The organism is Myxococcus sp. AS-1-15, from assembly GCF_020037055.1.
Taxonomy (GTDB): Bacteria; Myxococcota; Myxococcia; order Myxococcales; family Myxococcaceae; genus Myxococcus; species Myxococcus fulvus.
In genome coordinates, this window is record NZ_JAIQDF010000008.1 from 295,714 (window position 1) to 314,198 (window position 18,485).

Below are 18,485 nucleotides of genomic sequence, written 5' to 3' on the forward strand. Positions count from 1 at the left end.
CGGCCGGTCTGCTACGCACGACGCAGACTTGTGGCAGGGGGGAGCACGACATGGCGGGGGCCGCGGAGAGGTCCGACCTCATTCCCGAGGAGGGCGCCCGGGGGCGACGTCTGCCCATGGGTGGCCCTGCACGTTCGGTGTGGGAGGCGGTGATGCAGGGAGCGGTGGACGTGGCGGTGCGGGCCTACGAGGACCTGTCCCCCGGGCAGCGCGAGCGCGTGCTGGTGGACTCCGCGAACGTGCCCGCACAGGCGCGCACGGCGCTGGTGGACGTGCTGCGGCGGGCCCGGGACTTCGCGGGCGCGGCGCGGCTCCTGGAGGCCCAGGGCGCGGACGCCGAGGCCGCGACGCTGCATGAGCAGGCGGGCTCGTTGCTGATGGCGGCGGAGGCGTGGCTTCGCGCGGGAGAGCCCGCGAGAGCGGCGGCGGCCTTCGAGCGCGGCGGCGCGCTGGAGCGGGCGCTGGAGCTGTACCGCTCCCTGGAGGCGCGCGAGTCCATGGCGCACTGCCTGACGCGGCTGCAGCGTCCCCTGGAGGCCGCGGAGGTGTACCACGCGCTGGGCTACACGCACGCGGAGCTGGAGGCGCTGCGCGGCGTGCCGTCCGAGCACCCCCGCCGACGCGAGGCGGTGCTGCGCATGTGCGCGCTGCTCGACGAGCAGGGGGAGTCCATGCGCGCGCTGGTGCTGCTGGCGGATGCGCGGCAGGAGTCCGCGGCCGCGCGCGAGGACGAGGTGCTCAAGGCCGAGCACCTGCGGCTGCTCCGGCACCTGGGCTTGAGTGATGGCTCGCCCGCGTCCGGGGAGTCCTCGTCGCCGGTGGCCGAGCGGCCGGGCGCGACGCCCGACGGGTACGAGTACCTCAAGGCGATTCCCATCTTCGGGGAGCTGGCGCTGGAGGACCTCAAGGACCTCTACCGCGTGGCGCGGCAGGTGGTCATCCCCGAGGACACCACGGTGCTGGAGAAGGGCGCGCGGGGCACGGGGCTCCTGGTGCTGCTGGAGGGCACGGTGGAGGTGTCGAGCGGTCCGGGGCCGGAGGCCCGGCGGCTCAACACGCTGGGGCCCGGCGCGTGGCTGGGGGAAATCTCCCTCATCCTGGATGGGCCCACGTCCGCGCACGTGCGCTCCAGCTCCACGGTGAGGGCCCTGCGTGTGACGCGCGCGGACTTCCAGCACTACCTGGCCACCCACGAGGCGGCGGCCCTGCGCATCTACCGGCTGTTCACCCACAACCTGGCGGAGCGGGTGCGGGTGCTCAGCACGTAGGACGCGCGGGGACGGTAGGATGGCGGGATGGCGGACACGCGTGTCGAGGGGAGGGCGCGGGCGGTCCAGCTCGCCCGGCAGGGCCAGCTGGAGGCGGCGCTCGCCGAGTACCAGGCGCTCTTGAAGCACGCCCCCGACGACGCGGAGGTGCGCCAGCAGGTGGCGGAGCTGCTCGAGTGGCTCGGCCGTACGAGCGACGCCGCGGCCGCGCACGAGGCCGCCGCGCTGGCCTGGGCCAAGGCGTTGCAACCCCTGCGCGCGGTGGCCGCGTGCGTGGCCCTGGGGCGCCTGGGGGCGCCGGCCTCCGTGAGGGCGCGCACCCAGGCGGCGCTGGCCGAGCGCTTCGCGCTGTGCTCGGAGGCGTGTGAGGACGGCGTCTCTGGGCTCTTCTCCCGGCTGGGCCGCGAGGACTTCGTCGCGCTGGTGGACGTGCTCCAGGCGCGCGCCTTCTTCCCCGGCCAGCCGGTGGTGCAAGAGGGCGAGGCGGGCGCGTCCATGTTCGTGCTGGTGGAGGGCCGCGCGGACGTCGCGCGCGCGCTGGAGAACGGGGAGCGCGCCGTGGTGGGCGCGGTGGCGCCCGGGGACGTCTTCGGCGAGCTGGCGCTGGTGTCCGAGGGTCCGCGGCTGGCGAGCGTCGTCGTCACCGAGCGCGCGGTGCTGCTGGAGCTGACGCGGGAGGCGCTCTCGTCCGTGTCCGCGCGCCAGCCGCGCGTGGCGCGGGTGGTGGAGGACTTCTACCGGCGCAGGCTGGTGGACAACCTCTTGCGCAGCAACCCGCTGCTCAGCCGGCTGACGCCCGCGCAGAAGGCCGCGCTCAGCCTGGACTTCAGCCTGCGCCCCATCGCCGAGGGCGAGGTGCTGCTGACACAGGGGCAGCCGGGTGACGCCTTCTACGTGCTCCTGCGCGGACGGTGCACGCCGTGGCTGCTTCATCCGGATGGCCGACGGGTGGCGCTGGCGGAGCTGCACGAGGGGGACGTGTTCGGCGAAATCTCCCTGCTGCTCGACAAGCCGGTGTCCGCGACGGTGCGCGCGGAGGGCGTGGGCGTGGTGCTGCGGCTGCCTCGCGCCGCGTTCGAGAAGCACCTGCTCAGCCAGCCGGGCCTGAAGGGACAGCTGATGCGCATGGGCACCGAGCGGCTGCAGCGCTCCGCGCGCGTGCTGGCGTCGGGCCGCGTGCTGCACGACGGGGATTTGCGCGTCTGAAGCGCGGGCCCCCAAAACGACGACGCCCGGGCTCCCCATGAGGGAGACCCGGGCGGGTCGCGACGCGGCCGGCCCGACGGAGCGGACCGGCGCGGCGTCAGCCGACTACATGGAGTAGCCGAGCGTCAGGCCGAACACGTGCGCGGAGCCGTTGTAGACGCCGGACATGCCCGGGGCCGAGCTCTCCTTGTCGGAGAGGCTGACGAACTGGTACGCGAAGTCCGCGCGCAGCCCGTTCCAGTTGTAGCCGAGGCCACCGGACACGCCGAAGCGGTTCGCGTCCGGCAGGTCCGGCGTCAGCGTGCTGCCCGGGCTGGGGGCCGGGTCGTAGATGAGGCCGGCGCGGACCTGGAAGGCCTGCGTCACGCCGTACTCGGCGCCCAGGTGGTAGTTCCACTTCGCGCGCCACTGCTTGGGCAGCGGGTTGTTGATGGCCGGGTTGTCCGGGAACTCGATGGCGAGCTCCTGGAACGAGGACCAGTCCACCCAGTTCGCGTCGAAGGCGATCTTCAGGTTGTCCATCGGCGTGACGGCGATGCCCGCGGCGATGGTGGCCGGCAGCGTGACGTCACCCTGCACGCGCGTGTCCGGCAGGCGCGTCTGGAACTCCACCGGCACGTTCTGGAAGTCCGCCTGGCCCTTGAACGACAGGTCCGCGGCGCTGCGGTAGTGCAGGCCGAACGTCACCAGCTTGGGCCACAGCACGGCCTGGACGCCGATGTTGTAGCCCCAGCCCCAGTCGCTGCCGCCCAGGTGCACCTGGCCCTCGGACTCGACGAAGCCCAGGGCGCGCTTGAGCTCCAGGGTGGAGCGGTAGATGTTGATGCCGCCGCCCACGCGGAAGCGCTCGTGGAGCTGGTACGCCGCCGTCGGGTTGATGTTGTAGACGGACAGCGCGGACTCCTGGGCGCGGAAGCGGCCCACGAACCCATCCTCCCAGCGGCTGCGCGCGCCGAAGGGCGTGTAGATGCCCAGACCCACCGCGGCCCGGTCGAACGGCTTGTAGACCAGGAACAGGTGCGGCGGAGGCGACAGGGTCGTCTTCTGACCCTGCTCGGTGCCGTTGTCGGGCGTGAACTTGATGGCCGGCAGGATGCCGGTGTCACCAATCTGCACGTCCAGCTTGTTCACACCGAGGATGTTCGCGGCGTTCGAGTAGATGGCCGACGAGTCGTCCAGCCACGCGGCCGCCGCGTTGCCCATGCCCGAGGAGCGGGCGCTCTGGGTGTTGATCTGAAAGCCGGCCGCCTGGGAGCTACCCGCGGCCAGGAGCGCGACGAGGGACAGTGTCTTCTTCATGTGAGTCATTCCCCTATTTCCTGTCCGTCAGGACTACTCGTTCGCCGTGCCCGTGTTGAGGAACTGGATGACCTGGGCCTGGGCCGTGTCACGCACGCTCCGGAGGAACGCGTTGCCCGGGTCCTGCGCGTTGATGATGAGCAGGAACGCGTGGCGGGCGGACGTGGGCAGCGGGTCGATCTGCGCCATGTAGCTCTGCACCGTGCGCGTCGCGCCCGTGCGGTTGGCGGACGCGATGAGGCCCTGCGTCACCGGGTTCGGAATCACCTCGTCACCCTGGATGTACTGGATGAACGCCTCGCGGCCCTCGGGGGCCTTGTCGAAGTTCTCCAGGTACCAGCCGTAGTTGCGCGGCGCGGCCGGGTCCAGGATGGTGCGCGCCAGGACGATGAACTCATCGAAGCCGGGGGTGCCGGAGACGCGGCCCACGGACTCGAGGAAGGACAGGAAGCCCTCGCGGCGCGCGGCGAACGTCGGGTTGGTGGACGTCAGCAGCGTGTCCACCAGGTCGCCGCCCGGGACGTTGAGGGCGACGCGGCGCATGCGCTCGTTGACGGACGCGGACAGGGTGCCCTGGAAGCCGCCCAGGCTCTGGCCCACGTAGTCCACCGTGGTGGCGTTGATGTAGTTGCCCTCGGACATCTGGTTGAGCATGCCGCGCAGGCCGTCGCTCGCCAGCACGCGCGTGAACTGGGAGATGTCCAGCACGTGGTGACGGAAGTTGTCGCGCGTGGCGAACAGGTTGGTGAGGTTGAGGAAGTTCCAGCTGGAGACGACCGGGGGGCTGCCCGCGGAGGCGCGGCGGAAGTCGCCACCCTCGCACTTGCCGGTGTTGAGGCACACTCCCTGGCCGGCCGCGGCGCACGTGGCGTCACCGCCACCCACCGGGTTGCAGGCGATGGCCGTGTCCGGCGCGACGCAGCGGCCGAAGGTGGCGCTGCCCGGCGTCACGTCGCAGGTGCCGGTGGAGCAGGCCATGTCGGGCGTGGTGATGGGGCCCGTGCCGGAGGCGGCGGTGATGCCCGCGCAGCTGGTGCGCTCGCCGTGGAACACGGTGTCGATGGCGGCGACCGCGTAGCCGGCCTCGTTGAGCTTGTTGGTGATGGCCAGCGCGTCGGTGCGGTTGCCGCCCAGGCCGTGGCCGAAGACCACCGTCTTGTAGCCGCCCGCGGGAGCGGGCGTGGCCGGCAGGATGAGCAGGAACGGGATGTGGTCCAGGTGCTGGGGACGCGCGGGGTTGAGCGCGCCGTTCACGTCATCCAGGAGGAAGGGCGACAGGAACGTGCCCGCGAGCGCGCGGCCCACGTGCTGGTGCTCCAGGCTGAGCGCCTCCATGGCGCCGATGATGTTGGCCGTCTGGTCCACCAGCGACACCGGGGAGTCCGGCAGCGGCGAGGCGGGCACCTTGTGCAGCGAGTCCAGCACGGTGTGCGTGCTCTGGGTGGTGAAGGCCCACGCCAGCAGGATGTCCTTGCGCGCGATGCCGTTGGCGGCCAGCGCGTCGAACAGGGGCTTCATGGCGGCGCGAGCGGGCTCCACCGCGGCGGCGGTGGCGTCCGGCACGGCCGAAATCTGGCTCTTGCCGTCCACGAACAGCGGCGAGGCGAGCTTCATCAGGGCCTGGGCCGCGGGGACCGCGACGGCGCGGGCCTTGGCGCCCTCGGCGGCCTGCTCCTTCACGCCGCGCAGCACCACCACGGCGTACTGGCTGGCGGGGTCGAGCGGAATCTCGGGGATGATCTGCAGCTGCTGGGGCGCGGGGTCCGCGGCCGAGCCGTCCCGCTTGGAGCTGGACGCGCAGTTGATGCAGACCTTGACCTTGGGCTGGCTGCCGCCCGGGGTCAGCTTGACGAACAGCACCTGCTTGCCCAGCGCGACGGTGGCCGGGTCGACCTTGAGGTCCGCCTCGATGATGCCGCGGGTGGGGCCGTTCTCGGAGATGATGGGGGCCGTGGTGGACCAGCCATCCAGGGTGTTCAGGCCCTTGATGAGGTCCTGCACTGTGCCCGTGCCCGGGGGGACCGGCAGGTTCAGGCGCGCGGGGGCGGTGGCCGTGCGCGGCACGCGCAGGAGGTCGTTGGGGAAGGGGATGATGCTGTTCGTGGGGTCGAACGTCATCTCCGGCTGGTTCATGATGCTGAACGTCCAGGCCAGCACCAGGTCGTTGCGGTCCAGGCCGTTCTGCGCGGACACCAGGTCCAGCAGGGGCGCGTAGCCGCGGCGCATCTGCTCCAGGCGCTTGGCGCTGTTGAGCTGGTCCGCCAGGCGCGCGGCGGGGTCACGCTCCGAGGACGGGATGAGCTCGGTGGCCAGCGTGCAGTTGTCGGAGGCCAGGTTGTTGTCGGGACAGTTGACCAGCGGCAGCGTGGAGCTGGCGAGCGACCAGGTGGCGGTGCCGATGATGGACTTGCCGTCCTTGGTCTTCACGCCCTTGTCGCCGCCCACGATGACGACGGCGTACTTGCCGCCCTTGGGCCAGCCCTGGGGCTGCGGCGGGATGACGGTGATCTGGTTCGTCGCCTCGCGGTAGCCGATGGTCGGCGTCACCGGGCCGGTCACGGCCGCCGACAGGTTGATGAACTTGACCGTCGACGCGTTCACCGTCTCCGGGTTCAGGTTCTTCACCACCGTGGTGGCGATGACCGTCGTCGGAAAGCCGTTGAGCGTGTTGAGGTAGTCCCGCGTGAACTCCTGCTCCGCGGCGGGCGTGTTCGGGTTGGCCGGAGCGTTGACGATGGGGTCGCCATTGGCATCCACCCCCATGGCCAGGTCATTCGGAGAGGGGACGACGGCAGGCGACGCGGAGGGGTCGAACTCCGCGACCTGGACGTCGGCCGGGTCGACCGCCGGGTCCTGCGCGATCTCTGGATCACACGCTACCGTGCCCAGGGCCAGAGCCCCGAGGAACAACGCCTTTTTCATGGATACAACCCCCTCCGAGTCCAAGATTGGACTGCAGGACTAGGTGACAGTCGCGTGGCGTACCACGTAAGTGGGTTGGCCGAAAGCGATGGGACTTGACGCGTCGTGTCAGTCATGCACGACCGTATGCCCGGGTGGCACCGTCTGTCATTGACACACTGCGCCGGGCTCGAACACCGGTACGCTCAGCGGATGAACCGACTGCTGAGTGTGCTGGTGATGTGCGTGGCGATGGTGGCGTCGGCCCAGGAGGCCGGAGGGCTGACGTGGACGGCGCCGAAGGAGTGGGAGGCGCAGGGTGAGCGGCCGATGCGCGCGGCGACGTACAAGCTGCCGGCGGCGAAGGGCGACGCGGAAGGGGGGGAGCTGGCGGTGTTCTACTTCGGCCAGGGCCAGGGCGGCGCGGTGGACGCCAACGTGAAGCGGTGGCTGGGCCAGTTCCAGACGGCGGACGGCAAGCCGGTGGACAAGGTGGCCAAGACGAAGACGGAGAAGCTCAACGGCATGCCGGTGACGACGGTGGACGTGAAGGGCACGTACGCGGGCGGCGGCCCGATGATGGGCCCGTCCACGCCCAAGCCCGGCTACCGGCTGTTGGGCGCCATCGTGGAGGGGCCCGAGGGCGCGCTGTTCTTCAAGCTCACCGGGCCGGAGAAGAGCGTGGCGGCGTCTGAGAAGGCCTTCCGCAAGCTGCTCGAGTCCGTGAAGAAGAAGTAGCGGGGCTGCCCGCGTGAGACATGTTTCAGGCCCAGGGGGCGTGTCACATGTCTCACGCGTGTCTTGGCTTCAGCGCGTGTCGCGCGCCGTCCTCACGCCGGCCTTCTTCGCCGCGAGGTCGGGGATGAGCAGGACCTCGATGCGGCGGTTGCGCGCGCGGCCCTGCGGGGTGGCGTTGGCGGAGATGGGGCGCATCTCGCCATAGCCCGCGGCGAGCATCCGGCGCGCCGGCACGTTGCCGTGCTCCTGGAGGAAGCGCACCACGTTGACGGCGCGCGCCACCGACAGCTCCCAGTTGGTGGGGAAGGTCGTCTGCAGCTTCTGCGACGGCGGCGAGTCGTCCGTGTGGCCCGACACCTGGATGGCCTTGTCATCCACCTTGGCCAGCACGCCGCCCAGCCGCTTGAGGACCTCCTGGCCGCGCTTGCTGATGCTCGCGTCGCCGGAGTCGAAGAGCACCTTGTCCACCAGGTCCACCTGGATGCGGCCCTGGGCCTGCGACAGCTTGATGGCGCCCTCCGCGATTTCGGCCTTCATCTTGTCCTGCAGGTCGTCATAGGTGGCCTTGAGCTTGGCGAGCTCCGCCTCCTGCTCCTGCACCGTCTGGGTGAGCTGCTCCTTCTCCGTATTGAGCTGCTCCTTCTCCGTCGTCAGCTTCGTGTGCTCGGTCTGCAGCGCCGCGAGCTTCTCCTCGGCCTGCTGACGGGCGGCGTCCGCGTCACGGGCGCGCGCGGTGGCCTCGTCCGCCGCCTTGCGCGCCTCCTCCGCCTGCGCCTGGGCCTGCACCGAGCCCCGGTGCGCCAGGTACAGCACGCCACCCGCGAGCAGCACCACCAGCACCGTCACCAGCCAGGGCACCCAGGCCCGCCCTCGCTCCGCTTGCATTCAGGACCTCCAAGGGGATGTTCCTGAAACACCGTAATGACGACACCCGGGTGCGCAGCAAGGCGCCCCGGGTGGGTCCAGGTATCCGGAGGTGCAAGGTTGCAGCGGGGGCGCAAACCCCGCACCGCGCGTCAGAACGGGAGCCAGGAGGGCCGCACGCTGCGCACGTCGCTGAGGACGTGGGACAGCTGCGCGTCGAAGTCCTTGAACGTCTGTCCATCCAACCAGAGGGCTTCAATCTGTTTCTGACCGAGCCGGACCTCGTGACGTTTGCCATTGGCGGCGGTGGCGACGACGGTGTCCCCGCCGCTGTACGTCACCTGGAACTTCTCGCCCCAGATCTGGACGTCCTCGCTGAACTTCAGGTCCTTGGGGACCTGGGTGACGAGGTTGGTGCCGCGCGAGCCGGGGACCTTCATGTCGTCCATGAACTCGCGCAGGAAGTCGCGCGTCACCTGGCGCGTCTGCGTGTCCAGCTTGGGGTCCACCTTGGCGTCGTAGCCGAAGCCGAGCACGCTGTTGCCCTGCTTGGGGTCATCCAGGTTCCACGTGGGCACGGCGAGCATGAACTGGTTGGCGCCGGGCTTCGCCTTGTCGCGCCAGTCCTGGGCCTCGGTGGCGTTGTCCTTGAGCATCGCGTAGCCGTTGAAGCCGTTCCAGAGGGCGTCGTCGGTGTCGAGCTGGCCGGTGGGCAGCGGCTTGGGCTGCGCGGTGCCGTTGGACGGGTGCGTGCCGCCGCGCGACTGCAGCGACGCGCCGATCTGCGGCAGGTCGTTCTTCGCGTAGCCCATGGGCAGGTTGTCCAGCGTGCCGCCGTCCACCAGGTGCATCTGGCGGCCGGTGACGGGGTCCACCACCTGCACCGGGTCGAACACGCCGGGGATGGCCATGGAGGCGCGCATGGCGAGCGCCACGGGCGTGTCCGGCGTGGTCTCCTGGCTGAAGACGAAGATGCGGTCCTGCGCGCTCTTGAAGCCGCCGTCCGGCACCGCGCTGTCGTAGGCCTTGGCGGCGACCAGCTGCAGGGGAATCTTCAGGTCCGCGAAGGTGACGGGCCGGTCGGTGATGCCGGTCAGCTCGCGCAGCTTCTGGTCGAACAGGTCGAACGCGGCCTGGCCATCCAGGAGGCCACCGTCGTTCAGGTCCAGGTCGAAGTCATACAGCTGGCCCAGGCGCGGGTCCTTGGCCACGTCTTCAATCTGCTGCGGCGTGGCGCCCGTGGCGGCGAACGCGGCGGCGATGGAGCCCGCGGACGTGCCCGTCAGGCTCACCGGCACCACGCCCAGGTCGCGCATCTCCGCGAACATGGCCGCGTAGCGCTTGCCCTTGCCACCACCGCCCTCCAGGCTCAGGTGCACGCCCATGGGCTCGCCGCCCTGCACCGGCATCCCCGCCTCGGCGCGGTTCCGCGCGACGGAGGCCGTGTACTCGGCGGCCTTCTTCGCGTCGCCACCCGACACGATGTCCAGCGCGGAGGGCGGCTTCGTCACCGGCGTGCCCGTGGGGAAGCGGCTCGCGTGGACCTGGCCGCCGGGCAGCTCCTTGGCGAGGAACTGCGGATCCAACCACAGCGAGCCGGGGCGCGGCGCGGTGGCGCGCGTGTAGCCCGTCGTCTGGGTGAGCTGCGCCTCCGCCTTCTCCAGCGCGGCCTTCACTTGCGGATAGCGCGGGTGCGTGGAGGGCAGCATGTCCAGCTGCGCGGCCAGCGAGCGCACCTGGCCCAGCGTGTCGCGGAAGTCCTTCGTCTGCGCGACGAGCTGCTTGCCCTGCTTGTCGTCGATCTTCGGCGGCAGGATGCGCTCGAGCACCTTGCGCAAATCCCCCAGGTCGACCTGCAGCAGCTTGTCGAGCGGAATCTGGAGCGGCTTGCCCGTCAGGGTGATGCCGGCCCACGGCGTGTTCCCCGCGCCCGGCAGCTTCGGCAGACCCAGGCGCGACAGGTCCGGCAGCTTCGCCTCGAAGCCGTCCACCAGCCGGTTGGCCTCGCGCGCGACGTTCTGCAGCCCCTGGCCCATCCGCTCGAGCAGGTTGGGCTTGGGCGCCTCCGCCGGGCGCGCGGCCACGGGCTCGGGAGTACGACGCGCCGCGGCAGACGACGTGGAGGAGGGAAGGGGCTTGATGCTCATCGCGGTGACTCCACGGACGCGTCGAGGGGTGGCTGCGGTCGCAAGGGGGATTATCGCGCATCCGGCGTCGCGGGTTGTGTGTCGACTGGCGAACCGTCATCCAGGCCCGGCAAGGCACTTGCTACGGGGGTGGATCAGAGGCGCCTGACGCCTGCTTTCTGGAGGCCTTCCGTGACGATGTGCCGCAGCCCTGAGTTCGAGATGCTCGTTTCCCGCGCCGTGACGCTCTTCCCGGAGGACACTGTCCTCTCGGCGCTCCAGGTGATGCACCACCACGCGGTGCACGCGCTGTCCGTCGTGGATGGCCGTGACGGCGCGTGGTTGGGGGAGGTGTCCGAGGACGAGCTGCGCCGGCTGTCCGCCTTCGCGCCGCTGGCGCGGCTGGCTGAAATTCTGACCGCCAAGGCGCTGGCGGGGACGGAAGAAAAGACGGTGGCCCCCGCGACGACGCTGCTGCTCCACGCGCCATCACCCCGGTGGCTGCATTGAAGCGCGCCAGGCCCTCCGGGCCCCGGGCAGGGGAAGCAAGCCTCCGGGGCGGTGCGGACGAGCAGGCGGGCCGTGCGTCTGCGGAGGGCGCACGCTCCAGCTCTCGCCACTCGGACGCGGCGCGGGAAGTGACTGGGGGCCGGCTGACGGCTCGCACCGAGGGGTGGGCTCAAAATCCCCCCGAGAGGTCACAGCCTGTTCCCGGTGGCCCCGGGCCAAGAGGCACTCGATTCCCCGGGGGACGGAGGAGGCTTGGTATGAAGGCAGTGGCGATCATCCTCGCAGCGGGCGAGGCCCGGCGGATGGCCCACCCCAAGGCGCTCATCCTGCACGAAGGCGACAAGAGCTTCCTTCAGTCGCTGGCGTCGACCTTCGTCAAGGCGGGCTGTCAGGTGCTGGGTGTGGTGGGGAAGGACGCGGAGGCCATTCGCAAGCAGCATCCAGGGATGGACCTCCGGGAGTCCGAGCAGTGGCGCGACAGCCAGATGGCCTCGGTGAAGACGGGGCTGGACGCGGCGCTGGCGGAGGGGGCGGACGTGGTGGTGCTGCACCCGGTGGACATGCCGGCGCTCAGGACCAACACGGTGAAGTCGATGCTCAAGCTGATGGGGGACTCCGACGAGATGCTGCGTCCGGAGTTCGAGGGCGCGCCGGGGTGGCCGGTGATGATGTCGCGCGGGATGGCGGAGCGGCTGCGCGCGGCGGACGGCGAGCAATTGGAGACGGTGCTCAAGGGCATGCGCGTGCGCCGGGTGCCCATGAAGGACCCGGGGGTGCTGGTGAACATCAACGCGCCGGAGACATACGAGCGGCTGTTCGGCTCGGCGCCGACGCTCGCGCCCCCGCCCGCGCCGCCCAAGCGCAAGGGCAGTGGCAAGCGCGGCTCGGGGCTCACCACGGTGTCGGACGTCGGCGAGGGCGCTTCGGCGCCCATGGCCGCGGCGTCGGACGAGTAGTCGGAGCAGGGGGTCGGAGCCTTCCTCGTGGAAGGTGGCTCCGGCCTGTTGTCGTCGTCGCGCGCTGGGCGGCGAGCGCTCGCCCATCGCGCGCGGGAGGTCAGAAGGTGAGGCCCAGGCCGAAGTAGGGTCCGCCGAAGCCCTCTTCATGCTCGACGCCGTCCAGGTGTCCGGCGTCGTTGAGGTACAGCGCGCGCCAGCCGCCGCGCACGTTGAAGCCGCCCAGGTGCGCCGCCAGGCCCGCCTGGATGTCCACCTGTCGATGCGGGAAGGGCGTGGCGTTGAGCCTTGCCTCCACGTCCAGGGGGGACGCGCCGATGCACGCCTCCACGGACGCGCCGAAGCTGGGCCCCACGAAGATGATGCCGGGCGCGTGCGCGCTCGACAGGCCCGCCTCCACGCGCATCCGGCCCCGGGTGCTGGCCCACAGCGCCGCCGTCAGTCGCGCGCTCAACAGGGTGATTCGGTCCTCGGTGTCGGAGCCGTCCTCGGCCTTCAGCGACAGGCCGGTGAGGCGCGTGTCCACGCCCAGCCGCCGCCCCTCCATGGCCATGAACACGCCCATGCCGCTGCCGTCCTTGAGCCACTCCGCCTGCGCGCCCATGCGCACCAGCAGGGGCACCGGCTCGTCGCGCCGGCGCGTGGTGCTCGCGCTGGAGCGCAGCGTGGACGTGCCCGTCGCAGCGGCGCCCACGCCCACGAGCGCGCCCGTCGCCGGGGCCCTCACGCGCCGGCGTCTCCTCCGGGGCGCGTCGTCGTCGTCCGCGCGCGGGGGCTTCGTGTCGATGGCCGTCGCGGGGTGGGGCGCGGGCGCGCCGTCGCGAGGTTGTCCCGCGGGGGAGGAGGGGTGCTCGCGGCGCGGCGACCCGCGCCCGGCACGGCCGGGGGACGACGAGGAGGAGCGCTTGCCGAAGCGGGCCTCGGCGAGGGCGGGCTCCAGCAGGACGGTGGCGGCGAGCACACAGCCCAGCACGGCCTTGGATGAGGGCAAGGTGCACTCCTCGGGGACGGGGACGACGGGGAGCGACATTCAAGGGCGCCCGGCCCTTGCCGGCCATGGCCCCCGAGGGCGGACGGCCGTTGGCCAGCCGCTGCTGTACGGCCGTGGGCAGCGCACACGGCGCCGAGTGCGCACGACGTGACAGCCGGGCCGCGCGAGGCTCGTGTACCCGACGCTCACGGGTGCGCAGCGCCCGCGCGCGGTGCATCTCCTCCCACGGGCGCCGGGCGTATCCGCCTGCTCGCACCGTGCGGATGCTCACGGTTCGACAATGAGGCGCCGTGGGGCGGAACGAGCCGTGTCAGCCCGGGAAGGAGGCACTAGGGTGGCAATCGTGACCCATGTGGTGATGCAGCCGACCGTGCTCCTGGTGGAGGACGACCCGGACCTCCGGGGCGTGATGGCGGAGGCGCTCCAGGCCGAAGGCTATGACGTGAACATGGCCATCAACGCCCGCGAGGCCGTGCGGGTGCTGGCGGCCACGGAGGTGCCGTGTCTGGTGTTGGTGGACCTGGAGGCGCCGTGTGTCCAGGGGCCGTCGCTCCTGGAGACGTTGAAGCAGGACGCGCGCTTCGCCAGCTCGCGGGTGGTGGGGATGCGCGCGGAGTCCGGCCCGTGTCCCCCAGGGGCGGTGGCGCTTCTGCGCAAGCCCGTGCGGCTCAAGGACCTGATGGCCGTGGTCCAGGCGCACTGCCCGGACCCCCGGCAGGAGACCGCTCAGCGCGTCAGTAGGTGAGGCCCAGGCCGAAGAAGGGGCCGTGGAAGCCGTCGCGGTGCACCACGCCGTCCACCTGGCCCGCGTCGTCGAGCACCATCCCCCGGTAGCCGCCGCGCAGCACGAGCGCGCCCAGGTGCAGCGCCAGCGCGGCGCTCGCGTCCACCTGCCGGTACGGGAAGGGCGTCATCTGGGCGCGGGCCTCGAAGTCCAGCGGGCCGGCCAGGCACGCCTCCAGGGACAGGCCCAGGCTGGGGCCCACGAAGGTGATGTCCGGCGCGTTGGCGGTGCTCACGCCCGCCTCCAGGCGCAGCCGCGCGCGCTCCAGGGAGACGAGCGCCCACGTCAGGTGCGCCTCCACCAGGGTGAGGTTGTCGGTCTCGTCGGTGCCGTCGTCGGCGTCCACGGCGATGCCGGTGACGCGCGCGTCGAAGCCGAAGCGCCGGCCCTCCAGGCCGATGAAGAAGTCCCCCGCGCCGCCGCTGTTGACGGGGCCGCCCTGCAGGCCCAGGCGGAAGGAGAGGGGCGCGGCGTGGCGCTCCTGGCGCAGCTCCCCGCGCTGCCGGGGCTCGTCCACGACGGTCAGCCGGTGGTTGCCGCTGGAGAGCACGAAGGCGAGGAAGCCCAGGCCCTCCACCACGTCGCCCGCGCCGGAGGAGACGTGGCGGCGGTGGTTGCTCCGGCGGCGACGGGGCCGGTCATCGTCGTCGTCATCCCGCGAGCCCACCGGCGAGGCCTCGTGGGTGTCGTCGTTCTTGTCGTCGTCCTTCTTCGAGTCGCTCTGCGACGGCCGGGAGCGCTTGCCGAAGCGCGCCTCCGCCGACGTCGTGCCCAGCAGCAGGCCCAGCGCGAGGAAGGCACACAAGGCGGAACGAAGAGAGAACACGGCGGGGCTCCTGGGGCGGTGGCCGTCGGGCGGCAACACGGCTCGGGACGGCCGTCCGCCTGCTTTATTCATACACCTGGGGTGTACGGGCCGTCGCCCACCCCCCGCGGGCCCGAGGTGGAGCCCGGGAGGTGGGCGACGACCCTCCCGGGGCCCTGGGGGGTTACTTCTTGCCGCAGAGCTTGGGGTTCTTCACGCAGGCCACCGCCAGGCACTGGGAGGCGGAGCGCTGCTCACAGCCCTTCTTGCAGCGGGGCGGGGAGTAGCTGAAGTCGCACATCGCGGGGTCGCACGTGACGCGGTCGCTGGGGGGCAGCGCGTCACAGGGGCTGTTGAGCACGGTGGTGATGGACTCGAGGTGGTAGGCGCCCTCCGTGTCGGCGCAGACCTCGAAGTCACCGTCGGCGGTGACGACGGGGCCGTCGTTCACGTCGCAGGCCGCCTTGGGGGTGAAGGCGTCGGGCTCGCAGGGGCCCACGGTGCGCGCCAGGCAGCCGTACGCGTTGCGCCCGCCGACGATGGCGTTGGCGCAGACGCGCGAGGCCAGGTGCACGTCGCCCGCCACCCAGTCCCGCGAGTAGCACGCGTGGGCGTTCTGGTACGGGTAGCCGTCGAAGTCGGGCTTGGACAGGAAGGGCGCGTAGGTGTCCATGTTGATGTGCACCTCCACGTTGAGTCCCTTGGGGTCCAGGATGTTTCCGAAGAAGGCGCCCTCGCGGAAGGTGAACGCGCCGAAGGACTCGGTGGGGTAGCGGCCGTGGGTGACGGCGGGGCGCACCCAGGAGCCGGGCGGCGAGGAGCGGTCATATGGCGCGGACATGACGCTGTACCTGCCGCCGCGGGGGCAGGTGAAGGTGGCGCTGGGCTGCGCGCCGCCGCAGTCGTTGCCCTCGCCGAGCGCCAGGGAGCTGGCGGCCTCGCAGCCCCGGGGCTGGGCGCACACGCGCAGCACGCGGTCGCCGTCGCCGGAGCCCAGCGTCGTCGTGCACGACGTGTCCAGCCGGGGCGCGCCCGCGGCGATGGTGACCTGCTCGCCCGGCGTGCAGCTGCCCACGCCCTCACCCACCCAGCCGCACTCCTCCCACGCGCCGCGGCCTCCGTGCGCGCAGGGCAGGAACATGGGGTGCCACTGCTGGGTGACGCCGGTGGGGTTGAAGAGCCGGGAGTCCTTCGGGTGCTCGCCGCGCATCGAAATCTCCACCGTGTGGCCGTAGGCGTTGTTGCGCGACAGCAGGCACGCGCTCACGTAGCCCAGGCACTGGGCGCTCGGCGCGCGCACGCCCCACTCCGGGCACAGGCCCACGCCGCCCGAGAAGGAGTGGACCTCCTTCTTGCGGTCCATCCACTCCACCGTGGCGGTGGCGGGCAGGGCGCACTCCACCAGGTAGTGCATGACGTTGCGCGCGGCCGGGTCCTCCAGCTGGTGGCGCAGGCGCGCGTCCGCCTCGAACGTGTACGTGGTCAGCGGCTGCGAGGTGAGGGCCTCCAGCGAGCGGGAGTTGGTGGTGAGGGCGTTGAAGGCCAGGTCCGCGGTGGACAGCGAGTTGAGGATGCGGATGCCCGGCTCGGCGCTGGCGCGCGAGAGCGGCAGGAGCGCGGTGAGGCACAGCGCGGTCAACAGGAGCCTGGAGGGAGCTCGGAACTGGAGGGACGACATGGGGTGAGGACCTCGCGCGGAAGATGACGCGAAGCCCCAGGTAGCACGTGGCGGGCCGTGCACCGCGTCACAGTCCTTCCAGGGGGTTGCGCGCGCGGGAGGGGCAGGGGCTGTTGCCTCCAGGTCCACACGGGCCGGCGGGTGTGGACCTGGGGTCCACGCCCGAAGGGACTCTCAGCGGCGGTGGGCCTTCTTGCCCTTGGTGGTCCGGCGGGGCTCGGCGCGGCCCTGGGCGGGGGGCGGCTCGGCGGGGGGCGCGGCGCAGGCGGCGGCCGCGCTGAGGGCCTCCTCGCGGGCCGTCTGGTGTTGCTGCTCCAGCACGCGCAGCCGCCGGGCCATGGCCTCGCGCAGGGCCTGGAGCTCCGCCACGCGGGCCTCGGACTCGGCCGCCTCGCGCTCCAACTGGACGCGGCGCTCGTGCAGCGCCGACACGGAGCGCGAGCCCGCCCAGGCGCCCGTCGCGCCCAGCACGCACGCTCCGGCCAGCAGCCCCCAGGGCAACCACGCCCGGCGCCACCGCGCCGCCTCGTTTCGCCGTGTCGCTTCCATGCCCCCCGAAGGCTAGCGAGTCCCCCGCTGTAGGCCTCAAGGTGGCGGCCCTGCCACCGATTTACAGGGAGGCCTCAAGTTTACAGGGCGGAAACCGGAGTCACGGGCTTGATTCGCGGGCCGTGGCGGGGCGTCATCCGGCCCCTTTCCTCCAACTTCGGGAGACGGTGGGCTGATGGCGATTGCTTGCGTGGTGCTGGACTTCGACGGGACCTTCACGGACGTGGCGACGGAGAGCGCGCCCTTCCTGACACACTTTCGTGACGGGCTGGCCCACGCGTTGGGGCAGGGCGTGGAGCAGGCGTGGGAGGAAGAAGTCGCGGCGCTGCGCGCGGGTGCGGACCTCCTCGGCTGGAACCTGGGCGGCAGGGTGGTGGCGCCCGCCACGGCGGACCCGTACCTGACGGCGACGACGGCCGCGCACCGCATCTTCCAGCGGCTGTCGGTGGGCACGAACGAGGCCACGCGCTCGGAGGCGGTGCAGAAGCTGTATCGCGACTCGTACGTGCACTCGGCCACGGCCTTCAAGCCGGAGGCGAAGGAGGTGCTGGAGGCGCTGCTCGCCACGGGGCTGCCCGTCACGGTGGTGACGAACGCGCACACGGAGCTGGTGGTGAAGAAGCTCGACACCTTGGCCCCCAAGGGCCGCGAGCGGCTCAAGGTGTCCGGCGACGCGCGCAAGTTCCTGTTGGACCCGCCGGACGTGGCGGACGCGCGCTTCGACGCGCTGCCGGAGACGCAGACGCTGGACGGGGTGCTGCGCCGGCCGGTGTACCTGCGCCGGGGCCGCTACTTCGAGGCGCTCAAGCGCATCTGGGACACCACCGGCACGCGGCCGGACCAGACGCTGGTGGCGGGTGACATCTACGAGCTGGACCTGGCGCTGCCGGCCGCCCTGGGCGCGCACGTGCAACTGGTCGCGCGCGACAACGTGCTGCCGTACGAGCTGAAGGCCATCGAGCAGCTCGGCGCCCGTGGCGGCGTGGACAAGAGCCTGCACGCGCTCTTGCCCCGGCTGCGCTGAGCGCGCGCGATATGGTGGGCCCGGAGGCCGCGTTGAGTCAGGAGGCGGGGCCTCGAATGCCCCGCGTCCTCGCGATTCGGCAACAGGGGTGTCCATGGGCCCGCGTCGTCCGCTGTCGATGTGCCTCTTCGCCGCGGTGCTCGGGGCCGCGTGCGCGTCCTCGCCGCAGACGGTGGTGAGCCGGCCGCAGGCCTCCGTCACGCGTCCCGCGAAGGCGCCCGGCTGCGCGTTCGAGGTCTTCGAGCAGGGCGAGCCACCCAGGCCCTACGCCGAGGTGGGCACGCTGTCGATGACGACCAACGAGTACCTGGGCGAGGAGGGCCGCAAGGAGCTTCTCCAGGAGACCGTGTGTCTGATGGGCGCGGACGCGGTGCTGCTGCCCCACCCGGCGGAGCGCAAGCTGGCGGGGGGCCAGCGTGTGCGCGAGTTCGAGGCGCGCTTCATCGCGTGGACGGACGTGCCCGCGCCCGAGGTCGGGGACCCTCCGCCGCTCGACGACCGCCCCGCGCCCAAGGCCGAGGACGGCTACCTCATCATCCCCGTGGACCCCGAGTGGACGGGCGAGTCCATCGGCACCGCGGTGCGCGAGGTGCCGGCCCGCGCGGAGGGGGCGAAGTAGCGGCTCAGCACATCGCGCGAGGCACTCCAGCGTCCGCGCTGTGGGCACCACGGACGCCAGGCACCAGCGCGCGAGGACAAGGCGAAGCAGCAGGTTACCGCGACCACGCCAGGCCCCCCCCTGCCCGCGGCATCGGCACCACGGACGCGAGGCACCAGCGCGGCGAG

Annotated in this window: 16 protein-coding genes; 8 read left to right on the forward strand and 8 right to left on the reverse strand. The window is 71.8% G+C overall.

The window, feature by feature from the left end; genetic code table 11:
* Nucleotides 1–50 precede the first annotated feature (50 nt).
* A complete protein-coding gene (locus K8625_RS22875) occupies nt 51–1,268 on the forward strand; it encodes a cyclic nucleotide-binding domain-containing protein (protein WP_370641946.1) in 1,218 nt (405 codons plus the stop codon).
* Nucleotides 1,269–1,295: 27 nt separating this feature from the next.
* Complete coding sequence (locus K8625_RS22880; RefSeq protein WP_223783900.1) at nt 1,296–2,474, forward strand: cyclic nucleotide-binding domain-containing protein; 1,179 nt, start codon at nt 1,296–1,298, stop codon at nt 2,472–2,474.
* Between the two features lie 105 nt (nt 2,475–2,579).
* On the opposite strand, the gene K8625_RS22885 is transcribed toward K8625_RS22880, so the two are convergent.
* Entirely contained in the window at nt 2,580–3,773 is a 1,194-nt protein-coding gene (locus tag K8625_RS22885) for an OmpP1/FadL family transporter (RefSeq protein WP_223751168.1), read from the reverse strand.
* Between the two features lie 33 nt (nt 3,774–3,806).
* Entirely contained in the window at nt 3,807–6,695 is a 2,889-nt protein-coding gene (locus K8625_RS22890; protein WP_223751167.1) for a hypothetical protein, read from the reverse strand.
* 192 nt (nt 6,696–6,887) lie between these two features.
* Between K8625_RS22890 and K8625_RS22895 the strand changes: the two genes are divergently transcribed.
* Nucleotides 6,888–7,412: a hypothetical protein gene (locus K8625_RS22895; RefSeq protein ID WP_223783901.1), complete on the forward strand. Its 525-nt coding sequence runs from the start codon at nt 6,888–6,890 to the stop codon at nt 7,410–7,412.
* A 69-nt stretch (nt 7,413–7,481) separates the two neighbouring features.
* On the opposite strand, the gene K8625_RS22900 is transcribed toward K8625_RS22895, so the two are convergent.
* Nucleotides 7,482–8,297, reverse strand: coding sequence for a flagellar motor protein MotB (locus tag K8625_RS22900; protein WP_223751165.1), 816 nt, complete (start codon nt 8,295–8,297; stop codon nt 7,482–7,484).
* Between the two features lie 131 nt (nt 8,298–8,428).
* Nucleotides 8,429–10,423, reverse strand: coding sequence for a patatin-like phospholipase family protein (locus K8625_RS22905; RefSeq protein ID WP_223783902.1), 1,995 nt, complete (start codon nt 10,421–10,423; stop codon nt 8,429–8,431).
* A 177-nt stretch (nt 10,424–10,600) separates the two neighbouring features.
* Between K8625_RS22905 and K8625_RS22910 the strand changes: the two genes are divergently transcribed.
* Nucleotides 10,601–10,912 carry a hypothetical protein gene (locus K8625_RS22910; protein WP_141324287.1) on the forward strand — a complete coding sequence of 104 codons (312 nt, stop codon included), beginning with the start codon at nt 10,601–10,603 and terminating at the stop codon, nt 10,910–10,912.
* A 257-nt stretch (nt 10,913–11,169) separates the two neighbouring features.
* Entirely contained in the window at nt 11,170–11,868 is a 699-nt protein-coding gene (locus K8625_RS22915; RefSeq protein ID WP_141324256.1) for an NTP transferase domain-containing protein, read from the forward strand.
* Between the two features lie 100 nt (nt 11,869–11,968).
* On the opposite strand, the gene K8625_RS22920 is transcribed toward K8625_RS22915, so the two are convergent.
* The gene (locus K8625_RS22920) at nt 11,969–12,859 is read right to left on the reverse strand and encodes a hypothetical protein (protein WP_223783903.1); all 891 of its coding nucleotides are present in this window, start codon (nt 12,857–12,859) and stop codon (nt 11,969–11,971) included.
* A gap of 334 nt (nt 12,860–13,193) precedes the next feature.
* Between K8625_RS22920 and K8625_RS22925 the strand changes: the two genes are divergently transcribed.
* Nucleotides 13,194–13,604 carry a response regulator transcription factor gene (locus K8625_RS22925; RefSeq protein ID WP_223751162.1) on the forward strand — a complete coding sequence of 137 codons (411 nt, stop codon included), beginning with the start codon at nt 13,194–13,196 and terminating at the stop codon, nt 13,602–13,604.
* On the opposite strand, the gene K8625_RS22930 is transcribed toward K8625_RS22925, so the two are convergent.
* The 3 genes from K8625_RS22930 to K8625_RS22940 all read right to left on the reverse strand — a co-directional run bounded on the left by K8625_RS22930 (nt 13,594) and on the right by K8625_RS22940 (nt 16,675).
* Nucleotides 13,594–14,469 (reverse strand): hypothetical protein, encoded by an 876-nt coding sequence (locus K8625_RS22930; protein WP_223751161.1) that lies wholly within the window; start codon nt 14,467–14,469, stop codon nt 13,594–13,596. The genes K8625_RS22925 and K8625_RS22930 overlap by 11 nt on opposite strands.
* A 163-nt stretch (nt 14,470–14,632) precedes the next feature.
* Nucleotides 14,633–16,126: a hypothetical protein gene (locus K8625_RS22935; protein WP_223783904.1), complete on the reverse strand. Its 1,494-nt coding sequence runs from the start codon at nt 16,124–16,126 to the stop codon at nt 14,633–14,635.
* Between the two features lie 174 nt (nt 16,127–16,300).
* Nucleotides 16,301–16,675: a hypothetical protein gene (locus K8625_RS22940; protein WP_223751159.1), complete on the reverse strand. Its 375-nt coding sequence runs from the start codon at nt 16,673–16,675 to the stop codon at nt 16,301–16,303.
* A 175-nt stretch (nt 16,676–16,850) separates the two neighbouring features.
* On the opposite strand from K8625_RS22940, the gene K8625_RS22945 reads away from it, so the two are divergent.
* Both K8625_RS22945 and K8625_RS22950 read left to right on the forward strand, forming a co-directional pair.
* A complete protein-coding gene (locus K8625_RS22945; RefSeq protein WP_223783905.1) occupies nt 16,851–17,699 on the forward strand; it encodes a haloacid dehalogenase-like hydrolase in 849 nt (282 codons plus the stop codon).
* 94 nt (nt 17,700–17,793) lie between these two features.
* Nucleotides 17,794–18,318: a hypothetical protein gene (locus K8625_RS22950; protein WP_223783906.1), complete on the forward strand. Its 525-nt coding sequence runs from the start codon at nt 17,794–17,796 to the stop codon at nt 18,316–18,318.
* Nucleotides 18,319–18,485 lie beyond the last annotated feature (167 nt).

Coding starts and splice junctions, on each gene's coding strand:
- K8625_RS22935 (WP_223783904.1), bottom strand. CDS start 16,126: ATGTCGTCCCTCCAGTTCCGAGCTCCCTCCAGGCTCCTGTTGACCGCG.
- K8625_RS22885 (WP_223751168.1), bottom strand. CDS start 3,773: ATGAAGAAGACACTGTCCCTCGTCGCGCTCCTGGCCGCGGGTAGCTCC.
- K8625_RS22940 (WP_223751159.1), bottom strand. CDS start 16,675: ATGGAAGCGACACGGCGAAACGAGGCGGCGCGGTGGCGCCGGGCGTGG.
- K8625_RS22900 (WP_223751165.1), bottom strand. CDS start 8,297: ATGCAAGCGGAGCGAGGGCGGGCCTGGGTGCCCTGGCTGGTGACGGTG.
- K8625_RS22875 (WP_370641946.1), top strand. CDS start 51: ATGGCGGGGGCCGCGGAGAGGTCCGACCTCATTCCCGAGGAGGGCGCC.
- K8625_RS22895 (WP_223783901.1), top strand. CDS start 6,888: ATGAACCGACTGCTGAGTGTGCTGGTGATGTGCGTGGCGATGGTGGCG.
- K8625_RS22950 (WP_223783906.1), top strand. CDS start 17,794: ATGGGCCCGCGTCGTCCGCTGTCGATGTGCCTCTTCGCCGCGGTGCTC.
- K8625_RS22905 (WP_223783902.1), bottom strand. CDS start 10,423: ATGAGCATCAAGCCCCTTCCCTCCTCCACGTCGTCTGCCGCGGCGCGT.
- K8625_RS22880 (WP_223783900.1), top strand. CDS start 1,296: ATGGCGGACACGCGTGTCGAGGGGAGGGCGCGGGCGGTCCAGCTCGCC.
- K8625_RS22910 (WP_141324287.1), top strand. CDS start 10,601: ATGTGCCGCAGCCCTGAGTTCGAGATGCTCGTTTCCCGCGCCGTGACG.
- K8625_RS22890 (WP_223751167.1), bottom strand. CDS start 6,695: ATGAAAAAGGCGTTGTTCCTCGGGGCTCTGGCCCTGGGCACGGTAGCG.
- K8625_RS22945 (WP_223783905.1), top strand. CDS start 16,851: ATGGCGATTGCTTGCGTGGTGCTGGACTTCGACGGGACCTTCACGGAC.
- K8625_RS22915 (WP_141324256.1), top strand. CDS start 11,170: ATGAAGGCAGTGGCGATCATCCTCGCAGCGGGCGAGGCCCGGCGGATG.